The organism is Novosphingobium sp. HR1a (assembly GCF_015594425.1).
Classification (GTDB): domain Bacteria; phylum Pseudomonadota; class Alphaproteobacteria; order Sphingomonadales; family Sphingomonadaceae; genus Novosphingobium; species Novosphingobium resinovorum_A.
This window is the reverse complement of sequence record NZ_JABXWS010000004.1, coordinates 73,156-86,663: the sequence shown is the minus strand read 5'-3', so window position 1 is coordinate 86,663 and position 13,508 is coordinate 73,156. Positions and strand designations below refer to the sequence as shown.

Genomic DNA, 13,508 nt, shown 5'->3' with positions numbered 1-13,508 from the left:
GAAAAGGCGTCACCTTGCTGGGTCCGGGTTCGATGGGCTAAGCATCGCCGCCATGTACCGGACGGGATGGTGTGTAGGAAAGCGGACCTTCGGCAAGCGCCCCAAAGCTGACGTAGCGCTTTGCCCACCCCTGCCCCCTCCCGCAAGCGGGAGGGGAATGAGAGCGCACCGCTTTGCCCTCCCGCTTGCGGGAGGGCCGGGAGGCTTGAGAGCGAAGCGAACTAGCCGGGACGGGGTGGGCCAGCGCAACGTCCGCTCCTCCCCCCTTTTGCCGTCATTCAAACACCATCGTCATCCCAGCGAAGGCTGGGACCGTTATGACCATGTTGCACCCTTTCAGCAGACCCTTTCCAGCTTCATCCCGGCCTCGCCGAGAGGTTGCGACATGACGAGAGCGGTCCCAGCCTTCGCTGGGATGACGATCTGATTTTCGATCGACCGTTCCCCAACCAAAACAGACCTCCAACTCCGCTCAGCCTGAGCTTGTCGAAGGCCCCGAGGCCTGGCGCCACGCTTCCCATGCGGCATGAGCGGCATAAGGCCGGCCAGCTCCCGTCTCATACAAACGAAAACGGCCTCCCGGTTTCCCGGAAGGCCGCTCTCGGTGAAGCCTTGGCGCCTTACTGGCAGGCCCCGCTCACTGGCAGGCCAGGCACTCGTCGTAGTCGGTCGAGCCGCCGCTGGCAGCCAGTTCGAACTTGGGCAGTTCGCTGGTGTTGTCGGCTTCTACGCCGCCCGCGAAACCGGCGCGCTGCACCGACTTCGAGCGCAGGTAGTAGAGCGACTTGATGCCCTTTTCCCATGCCTGGAAGTGGAGCATCATCAGGTCCCACTTGTCGACGTCGGCCGGGATGAACAGGTTCAGCGACTGCGCCTGGTCGATGTAAGGCGTACGGTCAGCCGCGAATTCGAGCAGCCAGCGCTGGTCGATCTCGAAGCTGGTCTTGTAGACCGCCTTCTCGTCGGCCGAGAGGAAGTCGAGGTGCTGGACCGAGCCGTTCTGCTCGAGGATCGAATTCCACACGTTGTTGGAATCCTTGGACTTCGAGGCCAGCAGCTTCTGCAGGTAGGGGTTCTTCACCACGAAGCTGCCCGAGAGCGTCTTGTGGGTGTAGATGTTCGCCGGGATCGGCTCGATGCAGGCCGAGGTGCCGCCGCAGATGATCGAGATCGACGCGGTCGGCGCGATCGCCATCTTGCAGCTGAAACGCTCCATCACGCCCTGGTCGGCGGCGTCGAGGCACGGTCCGCGCTCCTTGGCGAGCATCATCGAGGCTTCGTTGGCCTTGGCGTTGATGTGCTGGAACATCTGCAGGTTCAGCGCCTTGGCCATCGCGCTTTCGAAGCCGATGCCCTTCTTCTGCAGGTACGAGTGGAAGCCCATCACGCCCATGCCGACCGAACGCTCGCGCTCCGCCGAGTAGCGGGCGCGGGCCATTTCGTCCGGCGCGCGGTCGATGTAGTCCTGCAGGACGTTGTCGAGGAAGCGCAGCACGTCCTCGATGAAGCGCTTGTCACCCTTCCACTCTTCCCAAGTCTCGATGTTGAGCGAGGAAAGGCAGCACACCGCCGTACGGTCGTTACCGAGGTGGTCACGGCCGGTGGGCAGAGTGATTTCCGAGCACAGGTTCGAGGTCGAGACCTTGAGGCCGAGATCGCGGTGATGCTTGGGCATCATGCGGTTAACGGTGTCGGAGAACACGAGGTAGGGCTCGCCGGTGGCAAGGCGCACTTCGACCAGCTTCTGGAACAGCGAGCGGGCGTGGACCTTGCCGCGCACCGAGCCGTCCTTGGGGCTGCGCAGGGCGAAGTCGGTGCCGTCGCGCACGGCTTCCATGAACTCGTCGGTCAGCAGCACGCCGTGGTGCAGGTTGAGCGCCTTGCGGTTGAAGTCGCCGGAGGTCTTGCGGATCTCCAGGAACTCCTCGATCTCGGGGTGCGAGACGTCGAGGTAGCAGGCGGCCGAACCGCGGCGCAGCGAGCCCTGCGAAATCGCGAGGGTCAGCGAATCCATCACGCGCACGAAGGGGATGATGCCGCTGGTCTTGCCATTCAGGCCGACCGGCTCGCCGATGCCGCGCACGTTGCCCCAGTAAGTGCCGATGCCGCCACCGCGCGAGGCGAGCCAGACGTTCTCGTTCCAGGTGGCGACGATGCCTTCAAGGCTGTCCTCGACCGAGTTGAGGTAGCACGAGATCGGCAACCCGCGCCCGGTGCCGCCGTTCGACAGCACGGGGGTGGCGGGCATGAACCACAGGCGCGAGATGTAGTCGTAGAGACGCTGTGCGTGCTCCTGGTCGTCCGCATAGGCATCGGCCACGCGGGCGAAGAGGTCCTGATACTTCTCGCCGGGAAGCAGGTAGCGGTCGTCGAGCGTTTCCTTGCCGAAGTCGGTCAGGAGCGCATCGCGCGACGCATCGGTGACGATGGTGAAGCGGCGATCGTGGATCGTCTTGGAATCGACGGCCTTCTTCTTCGTCTTCGGCGCCTCGACCACCAGATCGGCGGCCAAAGTATCGGTCTTGTCCATGGCCACGGCCGAGGCTTCCTTTTTCATCGCCGCTTCGGAGACATGCCCGGCAAGGAGCGACTCCATATCGACTTGCGCGGGATCCGCGTAGCTCACATCCGAATCAGACACGTGTCCGTCGCTTCCATTCCTGAAGTCCACTGGTGCGCCCCCAATGTATCGTCAAAACCTGTCATCGAACCGCCACGGGGGCGATCCAAACTGCTTTCGGCGGCCGAGCAGGCCGGCACCGAGTCGAAGGGCGCTCAAGAACGTCCCATCTATCAGAACCAGCACAAAAAGAGAACGACATTCCCTGCCAGACCACCGGCGCGCCGGTTCGAGAAGTCTGGTCCCAAGTTCCCTGAAGGGCTCCGCACGGGCCTTTCGGCTTATGCGCTGTATCCCTAGGTATTGAGGCCTCTCGATCGGCGCGACACAACCTATAGTGCCCTTTCCAGCGAGAGGTTCAAGAGGGGGGCTGCAAACGGCACCGATCCGCGCATTCGTCACGAGGCTGTCATCGCCCTGCCGCGACGCGCCGAATTTCCGTTGTCTTCCAGAAGCGCAACCCTTTGAATCGGCCCTCACCTCCTAAATTTTTCCACATAAATCACCGGTGAGACGAATCGGGCGTGCGACGAACCGAGGCGGTCAAGACCCGGCGCGACGCTTTTCCCCGGCAGGCCCATCGGCTTTCGTCGAGATGCGTCGGTCGCTTGTCGAGGACCTGCAACCACTGGCCTCCTCGCCGCTTATCAGCGTGAATGCGAAAGCGCTGCGGCGCGAAGGGGAGTCATACGGTACATGTTCAACATCATCGGCGCCATCATCAGCGGCCTCGTCATTGGCGCGCTGGCCCGGTTCTTCTATCCGGGTGCAGTGCCCATGGGCTGGATCGCGACGATCCTGCTGGGCGTCGGCGGCTCACTGCTGGCGGGGCTGGTGACGAGCCGCGGGCGCGGCGATTTCAGCCGCGCCGGATGCCTTGCCTCGGTGATCGGCGCGATCGTGCTGATCTTCCTCGGGCGGGTGCTGCATATCGGGTAAAGGTACGGCCCACCCCGTCCGGCTAGGCAGCAAGCTGCCAAGCCTACCGGCCCTCCCGCAAGCGGGAGGGCTATTACCTTACCTTGCTCCCCTCCCGCTTGCGGGAGGGGCCGGGGGTGGAACTTTCTTCCTTCTTTACGGAACCAGCACGGTATCCAGCGGCTGCGCATCCGCCGCCGGATAATCCAGCGTGTAGTGCAGCCCCCGGCTCTCGTGTCGCTTGAGAGCGGATTCGACGATCAGTTCCGCACTCTGCAGCAGGTTGCGCAATTCGATCAGGTCGGTCGAGACGCGGAAGTGGCGGTAGTATTCCTCGGTCTCGCCATTGAGCATCTGGATGCGGTGCATGGCGCGCTCCAGCCGCTTGGTGGTCCGCACGATGCCGACATAGTTCCACATGAAGCGGCGGATCTCGGTCCAGTTCTGCTTGATGACGACTTCCTCGTCGGAATCGGTCACGCGGCTTTCGTCCCAGGCGCGCACTTGCGGCGGCGCCTCGAAGCTGTCCCACTTCGCGAGAATGTCCGCCGCCGCCGCCTCGCCGAAGACGAAGCATTCGAGCAGCGAGTTGGACGCAAGGCGGTTCGCCCCGTGCAGCCCGCTCTCGGTGCACTCGCCGGCCGCATAGAGCCCCGGCAGGTCGGTGCGGCCGTCGAGGTCCACGAGGATGCCGCCGCAGGTATAGTGCTGTGCGGGCACGACCGGGATCGGCTCCTTCGTCATGTCGATGCCGAGGCCCATCAGCTTCTCGTAGATGTTCGGGAAGTGCGCCTTCACGAAGTCTTCGGGCTGGTGGCTGATGTCGAGGTGGACGTAGTCCAGGCCGAAGCGCTTGATCTCGGAGTCGATGGCGCGCGCCACGACGTCGCGCGGGGCCAGTTCCAGCCGTTCAGGATCGTAGAAGGTCATGAATCGCTTGCCGGTGCGCGGATTGATCAGGTGCCCGCCCTCGCCGCGCACCGCCTCGGTGATGAGGAAGTTCTTGACCTCCAGGTTGTAGAGGCAGGTCGGGTGGAACTGCATCATCTCCATGTTGGAGACGCGCGCGCCCGCGCGCCAGGCCATGGCGATGCCGTCTCCGGTGGCGCCTCGCGGGGCGGTGCTGAACTGGTAGACACGGCCCGCGCCGCCCGTCGCCAGAACCGTGGCACGGGCGGTGAAGGCCTCGACCCGGCCGCTCGCCTCGTTCAGCGCATAGACGCCCCAGACGCGGCCCGAACCGGAATAGCGCTGCTCGTGGCGCCCGGTGATCAGGTCGATGCACGAATAGCCGGGGAGCAGGGTGATGTTGGGGTGCGCCTCGGCGGCCTGCAGCAGCGCCTGCTGCACCGCCCAGCCGGTGGCGTCGGCAACGTGGACGATGCGGCGGTGCGAATGGCCGCCCTCACGCGTGAGGTGAAGCGCCTCTCCGTCCGTGTTGAACGGCACGCCCAGTTCGACCAGCCGCTCGATCGCATGGGGTGCCCGCTCGATGACGAACTCCACCGTCTCGCGCCGGTTGAGGCCAGCGCCTGCGACCATGGTGTCGCGGACATGCTCCTCGAAAGTATCGCCGGCATCGAGCACGGCGGCGATGCCGCCCTGCGCCCAGGCCGTCGAACCGCCGGTCAGCGTGCCCTTGGCCAATACCGCGACCTTGACCTTGTCGGCTACCGCTAACGCAGCCGTAAGTCCGGCCGCACCGGAACCGATCACAAGGACGTCGAATGCGCCGGCGGCGCTGGATGGCGTTTCCATGACGCAGCTCCTAGCGCCCGTTGCACATGGATCGCAATAGTTTGCGCGCGCCGCCACTTGCATGTTGCGGTGCGGTATCGTTCTTATATAAGATAGACCAAGTCATTACAAACACGGTTAACTTACGGCGATTTTGCTTCTTGCCAAACACGTTGATTAGTCTAGTCAGCTTTCGCTTCTCATTGAGGAACCTATCTCGTGGCGATCTCGATTCCGCTTTGCTTTGCCAATAGGCATGAACCGGTGCGCAACGATGTGAAATGGGATGGCCTCAATTATACCGGCACCTGTAAAAATTGCGGAAAGACTATTCGCCGACAGAAGCACAAGGTCTGGAAACTTGACGACAGCGAAGCAGCCGACAAGTAAGTAAGAATCCTTAGCTTTACGAAATGCCCCTCATCCTCCTGAATATTATTAAGGAAAAAAGGGGATACAGGCCTTTGCTTGGCCCCGGCCGCCTCAATGTAAAATTTTGTTAATCGCGCACGTAAAGGCGCCCCCGGGCGAGGCCCGGGAAATATGAGACAGCTGCATCATATTTGAAAACGGCGACGAGTCGTTTCGCTCGTGCGCCGAGTCGCCGGTTATACTCAGGCTGCCGAACGCACCGCGCTGGTCAGGCTGACGAACACGTCTTCGAGGTCCGCTTCGCGAGTCGTCACGTCGACGATCGCGAAACCTTGCGCCTGCAAGGCCGACATGATCTCGCCCGCATTGGCGCGATCCTTGTCGTACGTGATCTCCAGAACCCGCTCGCCGGTCTTCACGCACTTGATGAAGCCGGGGTGGCTGGGCAGTTCGGTAACGTCGCGGTCCAGCGTCAGGACGATGATCTTCTCACGCGCCATGCCGACCAGTTCGCGGGTCGGCTTGTTGGTGATCAGTTCGCCGTGGTTGATGATCGCGATGCGGTCGCACAGTTCCTCGGCTTCCTCGAGGTAGTGCGTGGTCAGCACGATCGTCGCGCCTTCCTTGTTGAGTTCGCCCACCAGTTCCCAGAGCTGGCGGCGCAGCTCGACATCGACGCCCGCCGTCGGCTCGTCGAGCACCAGCACGGGCGGGCGATGGACCAGCGCCTTGGCGATCAGCAGGCGGCGTTTCATGCCGCCCGACAGCGTGCGGGCATAGGCATCGCGCTTGTCGGCAAGGTGGACCGCGCGCAGCAGGTCTTCCGAACGGCGCAGCGCCTTGGTGATGCCATAGAGCCCCGCCTGGATCTCCAGCACCTCGAACGGCGTGAAGAACGGGTCGAAGACGATCTCCTGCGGGACGATGCCAATCGCGCGCTTGGCGTTGCGCTGGTCGCGGTCGATGTCGAAGCCCCAGATGTCCACCGAGCCCGAGGTCTTCATGACCATGCCCGCCAGGATGTTGATCAACGTCGACTTGCCCGCACCGTTGGGGCCGAGGAGGCCGAAGATGCCGCCCTCCGGCACATCGAACGAGACGCCCTTCAATGCCAGCTTGCCCTCGCCGCCTCCGGCCGGGGCATAGCGCTTGACGAGGTCACGGATGGCGATTGCGGGCGTGGAAGTGCTCATGGCCGTGCATGTGGGCCATGATCGCCACGACGTAAAGACTGCAGGTGCCGCGTTGACGCTTCCTTGGCGCACGATATGATCCACAATATATCACTACGAGTCGCTAATCGAGCGACCGATACTGGAGAGCGCCCATGGCAACCGAAGCAGCCCCTATCGAGAAGGATTACTTCACCGATCATTCGGTGCTGCTCGATCCCTACGACTACTTCGAGACCATCCGCGCCCACGGCCCCGTCTACCAAATGCAGAGCCGCGACGTGATCGTGGTGACCGGCTTTGCCGAGGCGCTGGAAGTGCTGCTCAACAAGCGCGATTTTTCATCATGGCTGAACCCCGATCCGCTGGTGCCGCTGCCTTTCGCAGTGGAGGACGACGACATCTCCGCTCTGCTCGCTGCGACGCCAAGCGGGCAGATGGAACTGATGGTCTCCTACGACGGCGACAAGCACATCGCCGCCCGCTCGCTGCTCAACCCGCTGTTCGTGCCCTCGCGCCTCAAGGCCAACGAGGCGTTCATGCGCGCCTATGCCGACGACATGGTGCGCGAGGCCGTCGCGGCGGGCGGGTGCGAACTGGTGGGCTCAATCGCCACGCCCTTCGTCACCATGGTCATCGCCGACCTGCTGGGCGTCCCCGCGCAGGACCGCGAGGCATTCCGCAAGATCATCGACGATGCCCCGCCGCCCGGCAACATGGATACGCCCGACGCGCAGAGCATCCATCCGCTGATGGTCATGGCCGGCTATTTCGCGTGCTACATCGCCGAACGCCGCGCCCGGCCGCAGGACGACGTCATGACCGAGATGGCCCTGGCAACATACCCGGACGGATCGACGCCCGATGCGATGGAGGTGGTGAAATCGACGATGTTCCTCTTCGCCGCCGGGCAGGACACGAGCGCCAAGCTGATCGGCAATGCCCTGCGCCGCCTGTGCGAGGACCCGCCGATGCAGCAGGCCCTGCGCGATGACCGCACATTGATCGGCCCGTTCCTGGAAGAAGTGCTGCGTCTTGAAGGCTCGACCAAGGCCACTTTCCGCATCGCCGCGCGGGCCACGAAGATCGGCGACATGGACATCCCCGCAGGCAAGCGCGTGGTCGTCTCGCTGTCCGCCGCCAACCGCGACCCGCGCCGCTGGGAAGAACCTGCCGCGTTTCGCCTCGGCCGCCCGAGGATCAAGGAGCACCTCGCCTTCGGCCGCGGGGCGCATACCTGCGCCGGGGCTCCGCTGGCGCGGGCCGAGGTGGCGGTACTGCTCGACCGGTTCCTCGAACACACCGCCGCCATCACGCTTGACGAGGCACAGCACGGACCCGCCGGTGCGCGGCGGATGGAATACGAGCCGAGCTACATCATCCGGGGACTCGCCAACCTGCATCTGCGCTTCGAGGCAGCGTAGATGCCCTGCCCCCTGCATCGCGGCGACTTTACCTCGAAACGACGAACAAGGGTCCAATCCGATGCCACCGCAAGCTAGCGCGGCCGTCTCGGCACGGGTGGGCGGTGATAACTCACGTCGGTACGGTCGCGGCTGGCCTGGCAGGGCTCCTCCGGGGTGTAGGCACTGCCCGGGGGCGGCGCCAGCGCGGCCTTGGGGATGTCGTACGTGCCCTCCACGATGGTCACCCGGTCGGCGATGCGCCACTCTCCGGCGCGCTTCGCAAAGCGATCGACGTAGCGGCCGGTGGACATGAAGTTCGGCCCCTGCGCGGTCACGCCGGAGAAGTGGTAGTACGTCTCGCAGAACGCCTCGTCGCCCTGCAGGTCGCAGACGTGATTGAGAATGGCGTGCTGCGTCGTCTCGAACAGCAGCGTGGTGCGGTCCGCCCAGGGGACGAAGTCGCCGGGCGTGCCGACGAAATGACCGTGATCCTCGATCGCGTCGTCCCAGTAGCAGCCGCGGACGAGCGCATTGTCCAGCCGGTCGAGCCCGCGCGCATAGCGCAGCAGGACCTGATGGATGGCGTGGCGGTCGATCAGTTCCGCAAGGTCCAAGGTGTCAGCTCCCGAACCAGTCGAGCAGCATCGGGGCGAGAAGCGGCCAGCGCTCGAAGCGGCCCCGGCGTCCGGCGATGTCTTCCGGGAAAGTCGAGACGTAGTTCCATTCCTGGTCGCCCCATGGCGGCTTCACGAGACTCGAATCGGGAAGCAGGCGATGGACCCATTCGGACGTCTCGCGGGTGTGGGCCATGTCGCTCCTGCCGGAACGGAAGGTCAGCACGGGCATCGTCAGGGTCGAAAAATCGGCCTCGCTCATGCCCGGCACCGGCGAGGTGTCGGAATAGGCGAAAGCCTTGCCCCAGCGCTGCATCGCCGCGATGTAGGCATCGGCGTCCTGCGCCAGCAGTATGGCGCGCAGCTTCGGGTTTCGGGCAATCTGGTCGGCCCAGCTGGGAAGCTCGACCACCGCCTCCATGCCGCCCTTGCTGGCGGCCGCGATCTGGTCTCCACAATAGTACCAGGCGAGACCCGCCAGCCCTATCGGCCCGCCGCTGATCCACCAGATCGCGATCCGGCGCACGTTGGCCGCCATGCGCGCCGCCGCCATCAGGGTGATGCGCGAGCCCGCCGAGCCGCCCGCCAGCGTCACGTCCTCCAGCCCCAGCGCCCCGACCAGCCCGACAAGCGCCTCGGCGTTCATCACCGATTCGCTGGAGGCGGTGAAGGCGATGTCGGACGCGCCGCAGCCTGGCCGGTCCCACAGCAGCACGCGGTAGCCGCCTTGCGCCAGCTTCGCGCCCAGTTCCGGCACGCCCGCCGCGTCGCGCGCGTAGCGGCCGCCCGGCGTCAGTACCAACGGCGGCGCGTCCTCGTCGCCGATCAGCTCGTAGTCGAGGGTCAGGCCGTTAACGTCGATCTTCATGCTCTCTCCTGTCGTCGCGGTCTTGCCACCGAAGGATCACACCATCGCATCCGCGCCCACCGTCGACTGCGGCGCCGTCTCCCAGCGTCCGAGGCCGTAGTCCCCGGCGATCGTGGTACGGTACATCAGCCGCTCCTCCGCGGGATCGTTGCCCGAGACGCAGTGCAGGATCCTGAGGTTGTCCCAGATCACCATGTCGTCCGGCCGCCACTTGTGCTGGTAGGAAAACCGGGTGCCGAGGCGGTTGATCTCCTGGCAAACGTCCTCCAGCAGCGCACCACCCCCGGACGTCTCGTCATCGACGATGCCCTGCGCCATGTAGGCGGAGACGTGGAGCACCTTCTCGCCCGTGGCGCGGGTCCAGACGGCGGGGTGGATGGCGCGCGGCATCGCGGCGACCTGCTCGGCGAAACCTGCGGGCATCGGCTTGGGCTCGATCATGCGATAGCGGGCGGGACGGCCGAACCGCAGTTCGTCGAACTGGGTTTCCAGGCGATAGGCGATTTCCCGGCCCTCGATCCGCGCCCGCAGGTCCTCGGGGAACGCCGCGTAGAGCGCCACCCCGTCGAGGAAGCCGGTGATGCCGCCCTCCTCCACCCGCTCGACCGAGCGCAGCACGCCCGCGCGGTTGAGTTCGTCGTTATAGCAATGGTCGAAGGGCCAGGGCAGCCAGTGCGAGACCTGCCGTCCGTCCACCTCCACGATGCCCTTGCCGCGCCGGCTGCGGATTTCGATCACGCCGGGCAACCGGTCCGAATCGACGCGCGACACGCCCTTGACCGGGTGCTCCTTGAGCGGGCCGAAACAGCTGGAGATCGCCAGTTGCATCTCGTCGCTCTGCTCCACCGCCTCGAACACGATCATGCCGTGCCGGAAGAACAGCGCGTCGATCTCGTCGCGGACGGCCTTGTCCTGCAGCGCGGCGAGGGTCAGGGCGTCGATGCGGATGCCGAACGGCAGCCCCTCCTGCAGCGGACTGGTAGTGAACGACACGGCCTCTCTCCCGATCTGTTGTCGGGAGGAAGGCTAAATCCTGCGCCCGGTCAGGGCAAAGCGCTCAGACGGTTTTTGCCGCCACGGCCGATGCGCACTTCTCGGTGGTCTGCTTCGAACCGCCGCCAAGGAACGATACGGCAAGGAAACCGGCGATGATCAATACCACGAAGCCGACCGTCACCTTGCCCAGATGCTTGTCGATCACCGCCTTGATCGGCGCACCGAACAGGCGGAACAGCACGCCCACGATCATGAAGCTGATCGAGCGCGATATGATCGAGGCGCCCACGAACACCAGCAGGTTCATGCCGATGAACCCCGCCGTGATCGTCAGCAGCTTGAACGGGATCGGCGTCGCGCCCTTCACGATGATGATCTCGGCCCCGTAGTCGCGCAAGTAGCACGCGGCCTTGGGGAAGCTCTCCGACAAGTGCAGCGCCCGCAGCAGCGCCTCGCCGAAGGCGGCATAAGCGAAGTGCCCGATCGCATAGCCGAGCAGGCCGCCCGCCACCGAGGCGAGCGTGGCGATGGCGGCGAAGCGAATCGCCTTCTTCGGCTCGGCCAGGCACATCAGGCCCAGCAACGGATGCGGCGGCACGGGGAAGAAACTCGCCTCCATGAAGGCGAAGGCGGCCAGCCACCAGCCTGCGTGGCGGTGCGACGCCTTGGCCATGGTCCATTCGTAGAGGCGGCGCAGCATTCAGGATTCCCCCGTTCAGATCGCGCCCTGATTAGTGGCCGCGCTGCACTGCGGCAAGCGGGAAGAAAAAACCAATTTGGTTATTTTAGCTTGACGCAGGCACACCAAATAGGTACATAACGGGAACACCGAAACGATGCCGAGTCGCCTCCCACGACCGGCCTGCCTCTCCAGTACAGGATCCCCCCATGGTCGAGCCGAAGCAGGCTTCGCCCGGCGCCTTGCCGCGCCGTTCGCGAACCAAGATCAGTGCCGCATTGCAGGAACTGGAAAAGGGCGGGGTCAACCAGCACTGGCGCAAGTATTTCCTCGCCGCGCTGGCCGAAACCTCGAACGTCACCGCTGCGGCCGCCACCGCCGGAGTCCACCCCAGCCGCGCCTACAAGGCCCGCAGAGTGGAGCCGGAATTCGCCCGCAAGTGGCAGACCGCGCTGCTCGAAGGCTACCAGAACCTGGAGCTGGAAGTGCTTCACCGCCTGCGCTTCGGTGAGGCCAAGGACGGTACGGTCAAGTTCGACAACCCCAATGCCCTGCGCCTCCTCGGCCTCCACCGCGAGAACGTGGCGCGCGAACGGGCCATGCGCGACAACGAAGACCTCACCGTCGTGCGCGCCGCCATCGATGCCAAGCTGGAACAGTTGCGCCGCCAGGTCGTCGCCCGCCGCGAAGCCGAAATGAAGGACGGCGCAAATGGCTGACCATGCCGCCCCCGACACAGACTGGCTGCGCGACGCGACCGGGGCCGAGATCGAAGGCCATCTCGACGCCCTCGAACCCGAAGAACGCCGCGAATGGAACTGGCACTGGCGCCTCTGGGCACGCCCCGAGCAGCTTGCTCCCATCGGAGACTGGCGCACATGGCTGGTCATGGCCGGGCGTGGTTTCGGCAAGACCCGCTGCGGCGCCGAATGGACCGCCGCCATCGCCGAGGCCGAACCCACCGCGCGCATCGCTCTTGTTGCCGCCAACCTCGCCGAAGCCCGCGCCGTCATGGTCGAGGGCGAGAGCGGGCTGCTCAACGTCGGCGCGCCGTGGCGGCGACCGGCGTTCGAGCCCTCGCTGCGCCGCCTGACATGGCCCAACGGCGCGCAGGCCATGCTCTACTCCGCCGCCGAACCCGAATCGCTGCGCGGCCCCCAGCACAGCCACGCCTGGTGCGACGAGATCGCCAAATGGGACAACGCCTCCGCCCGCGCGACGAACGCATGGGACAACCTGATGATGGGCCTGCGCCTCGGCGCCAACCCGCGCGTAATGGCCACCACCACGCCGCGCGCAGTGCCGTTGGTAACACGGCTGATGGCCGCCGAGCGCGTCGCCGTGACGCAGGGCAGCACCTTCGACAACGCGGCGAATCTGCCCCCGCAGTTCCTTGACGCGATGCGCGGGACGTACGGCGGCACACTGCTCGGCAGGCAGGAACTCGACGGCGAACTCATCGCCGATGTGGAAGGCGCACTTTGGTCCCGCGCCTTGCTGGAAACCTGCCGCGAAGACGCCTCGCCCGAACTGGTGCGTGTGGTCGTGGCCGTCGATCCCCCCGCCTCCGCCGAGGGCGACGCCTGCGGCATCGTCGTCGCCGGGCTTGCGGCAGACGGCATCGCCCACGTCCTCGCCGACGCCTCGGTCGAGAAAGCCGGGCCGGAACGCTGGGCACGCACCGTGGCCGCCACCGCGCAAGCCTGGAACGCCGACCGCGTCGTCGCCGAAGCCAATCAGGGCGGCGCGATGGTCGCCTCGGTGCTGCGCGCGGCGCAAGTGTCGCTGCCGCTCAGGCTGGTCCACGCCAGCCGGGGCAAGGCCGCAAGGGCGGAACCGGTCGCGGCCTTGTACGAAGCGGGCCGGATGCGCCACGCCGGGACTTTCGCGGCGCTGGAAGACCAGATGTGCGGGCTGCTCGCGGGTGGCGGCTATCAGGGACCGGGGCGCTCTCCCGACCGGGCCGACGCTCTGGTCTGGGCCTTGAGCGAGCTGATGCTCGGGAAAACGGTCGATCCTAAAGTGCGAATTGCCTGAAGAACGGAAAGTCACAAGCAGGGGAGCATAGCCCCCCTGCACCCCCAATACCGTCGAGGTCACGCGCGCGGCTTCCTCTCGCGCCCACC

At 65.3% G+C, this 13,508-nt stretch carries 12 protein-coding genes; 5 read left to right on the top strand and 7 right to left on the bottom strand.

Annotation, left to right across the window (positions count from 1 at the left end):
• Window positions 1-637: 637 nt before the first annotated feature.
• A complete protein-coding gene (locus HWN72_RS00995) occupies window positions 638-2,596 on the bottom strand; it encodes a ribonucleoside-diphosphate reductase subunit alpha (protein ID WP_236727469.1) in 1,959 nt (652 codons plus the stop codon).
• A 720-nt stretch (window positions 2,597-3,316) separates the two neighbouring features.
• Between HWN72_RS00995 and HWN72_RS00990 the strand changes: the two genes are divergently transcribed.
• Entirely contained in the window at window positions 3,317-3,559 is a 243-nt protein-coding gene (locus HWN72_RS00990; protein WP_008831211.1) for a GlsB/YeaQ/YmgE family stress response membrane protein, read from the top strand.
• Between the two features lie 135 nt (window positions 3,560-3,694).
• On the opposite strand, the gene nadB is transcribed toward HWN72_RS00990, so the two are convergent.
• The gene (nadB, locus tag HWN72_RS00985; RefSeq protein WP_069708854.1) at window positions 3,695-5,296 is read right to left on the bottom strand and encodes an L-aspartate oxidase; all 1,602 of its coding nucleotides are present in this window, start codon (window positions 5,294-5,296) and stop codon (window positions 3,695-3,697) included.
• 198 nt (window positions 5,297-5,494) lie between these two features.
• On the opposite strand from nadB, the gene HWN72_RS00980 reads away from it, so the two are divergent.
• Entirely contained in the window at window positions 5,495-5,665 is a 171-nt protein-coding gene (locus HWN72_RS00980; RefSeq protein ID WP_155986451.1) for a hypothetical protein, read from the top strand.
• Window positions 5,666-5,889: 224 nt separating this feature from the next.
• Here the strand turns inward: HWN72_RS00980 and HWN72_RS00975 are convergent, their stop codons facing one another.
• A complete protein-coding gene (locus HWN72_RS00975) occupies window positions 5,890-6,840 on the bottom strand; it encodes an ABC transporter ATP-binding protein (RefSeq protein ID WP_008831209.1) in 951 nt (316 codons plus the stop codon).
• Between the two features lie 134 nt (window positions 6,841-6,974).
• Between HWN72_RS00975 and HWN72_RS00970 the strand changes: the two genes are divergently transcribed.
• Window positions 6,975-8,243, top strand: coding sequence for a cytochrome P450 (locus HWN72_RS00970; RefSeq protein WP_211149541.1), 1,269 nt, complete (start codon window positions 6,975-6,977; stop codon window positions 8,241-8,243).
• A gap of 74 nt (window positions 8,244-8,317) precedes the next feature.
• Here the strand turns inward: HWN72_RS00970 and HWN72_RS00965 are convergent, their stop codons facing one another.
• The 4 genes from HWN72_RS00965 to HWN72_RS00950 all read right to left on the bottom strand — a co-directional run bounded on the left by HWN72_RS00965 (window position 8,318) and on the right by HWN72_RS00950 (window position 11,403).
• Window positions 8,318-8,839, bottom strand: coding sequence for a nuclear transport factor 2 family protein (locus HWN72_RS00965; protein ID WP_211149540.1), 522 nt, complete (start codon window positions 8,837-8,839; stop codon window positions 8,318-8,320).
• 4 nt (window positions 8,840-8,843) lie between these two features.
• Complete coding sequence (locus HWN72_RS00960; RefSeq protein WP_211149539.1) at window positions 8,844-9,707, bottom strand: alpha/beta fold hydrolase; 864 nt, start codon at window positions 9,705-9,707, stop codon at window positions 8,844-8,846.
• A 36-nt stretch (window positions 9,708-9,743) separates the two neighbouring features.
• Complete coding sequence (locus HWN72_RS00955) at window positions 9,744-10,700, bottom strand: TauD/TfdA family dioxygenase (RefSeq protein ID WP_211149538.1); 957 nt, start codon at window positions 10,698-10,700, stop codon at window positions 9,744-9,746.
• A 64-nt stretch (window positions 10,701-10,764) separates the two neighbouring features.
• A complete protein-coding gene (locus HWN72_RS00950; RefSeq protein ID WP_036529473.1) occupies window positions 10,765-11,403 on the bottom strand; it encodes a YqaA family protein in 639 nt (212 codons plus the stop codon).
• Window positions 11,404-11,591: 188 nt separating this feature from the next.
• Between HWN72_RS00950 and HWN72_RS00945 the strand changes: the two genes are divergently transcribed.
• Together HWN72_RS00945 and HWN72_RS00940 are read left to right on the top strand one after the other, a co-directional pair.
• On the top strand, window positions 11,592-12,101 hold the full coding sequence (locus HWN72_RS00945) for a hypothetical protein (RefSeq protein WP_036529475.1): 510 nt from the start codon (window positions 11,592-11,594) through the stop codon (window positions 12,099-12,101).
• Window positions 12,094-13,419, top strand: a complete 1,326-nt coding sequence (locus tag HWN72_RS00940; RefSeq protein ID WP_036529478.1) for a DNA-packaging protein — start codon at window positions 12,094-12,096, stop codon at window positions 13,417-13,419. Before HWN72_RS00945 ends, HWN72_RS00940 begins: the two co-directional genes overlap by 8 nt.
• Window positions 13,420-13,508 lie beyond the last annotated feature (89 nt).

Excerpts from the sequence above, each read along its gene's own strand:
- HWN72_RS00995 (WP_236727469.1), bottom strand. The coding sequence starts at position 2,596 with ATGGAGTCGCTCCTTGCCGGGCATGTCTCCGAAGCGGCGATGAAAAAG.
- HWN72_RS00990 (WP_008831211.1), top strand. The coding sequence starts at position 3,317 with ATGTTCAACATCATCGGCGCCATCATCAGCGGCCTCGTCATTGGCGCG.
- nadB (WP_069708854.1), bottom strand. The coding sequence starts at position 5,296 with ATGGAAACGCCATCCAGCGCCGCCGGCGCATTCGACGTCCTTGTGATC.
- HWN72_RS00975 (WP_008831209.1), bottom strand. The coding sequence starts at position 6,840 with ATGAGCACTTCCACGCCCGCAATCGCCATCCGTGACCTCGTCAAGCGC.
- HWN72_RS00970 (WP_211149541.1), top strand. The coding sequence starts at position 6,975 with ATGGCAACCGAAGCAGCCCCTATCGAGAAGGATTACTTCACCGATCAT.
- HWN72_RS00960 (WP_211149539.1), bottom strand. The coding sequence starts at position 9,707 with ATGAAGATCGACGTTAACGGCCTGACCCTCGACTACGAGCTGATCGGC.
- HWN72_RS00950 (WP_036529473.1), bottom strand. The coding sequence starts at position 11,403 with ATGCTGCGCCGCCTCTACGAATGGACCATGGCCAAGGCGTCGCACCGC.
- HWN72_RS00945 (WP_036529475.1), top strand. The coding sequence starts at position 11,592 with ATGGTCGAGCCGAAGCAGGCTTCGCCCGGCGCCTTGCCGCGCCGTTCG.
- HWN72_RS00940 (WP_036529478.1), top strand. The coding sequence starts at position 12,094 with ATGGCTGACCATGCCGCCCCCGACACAGACTGGCTGCGCGACGCGACC.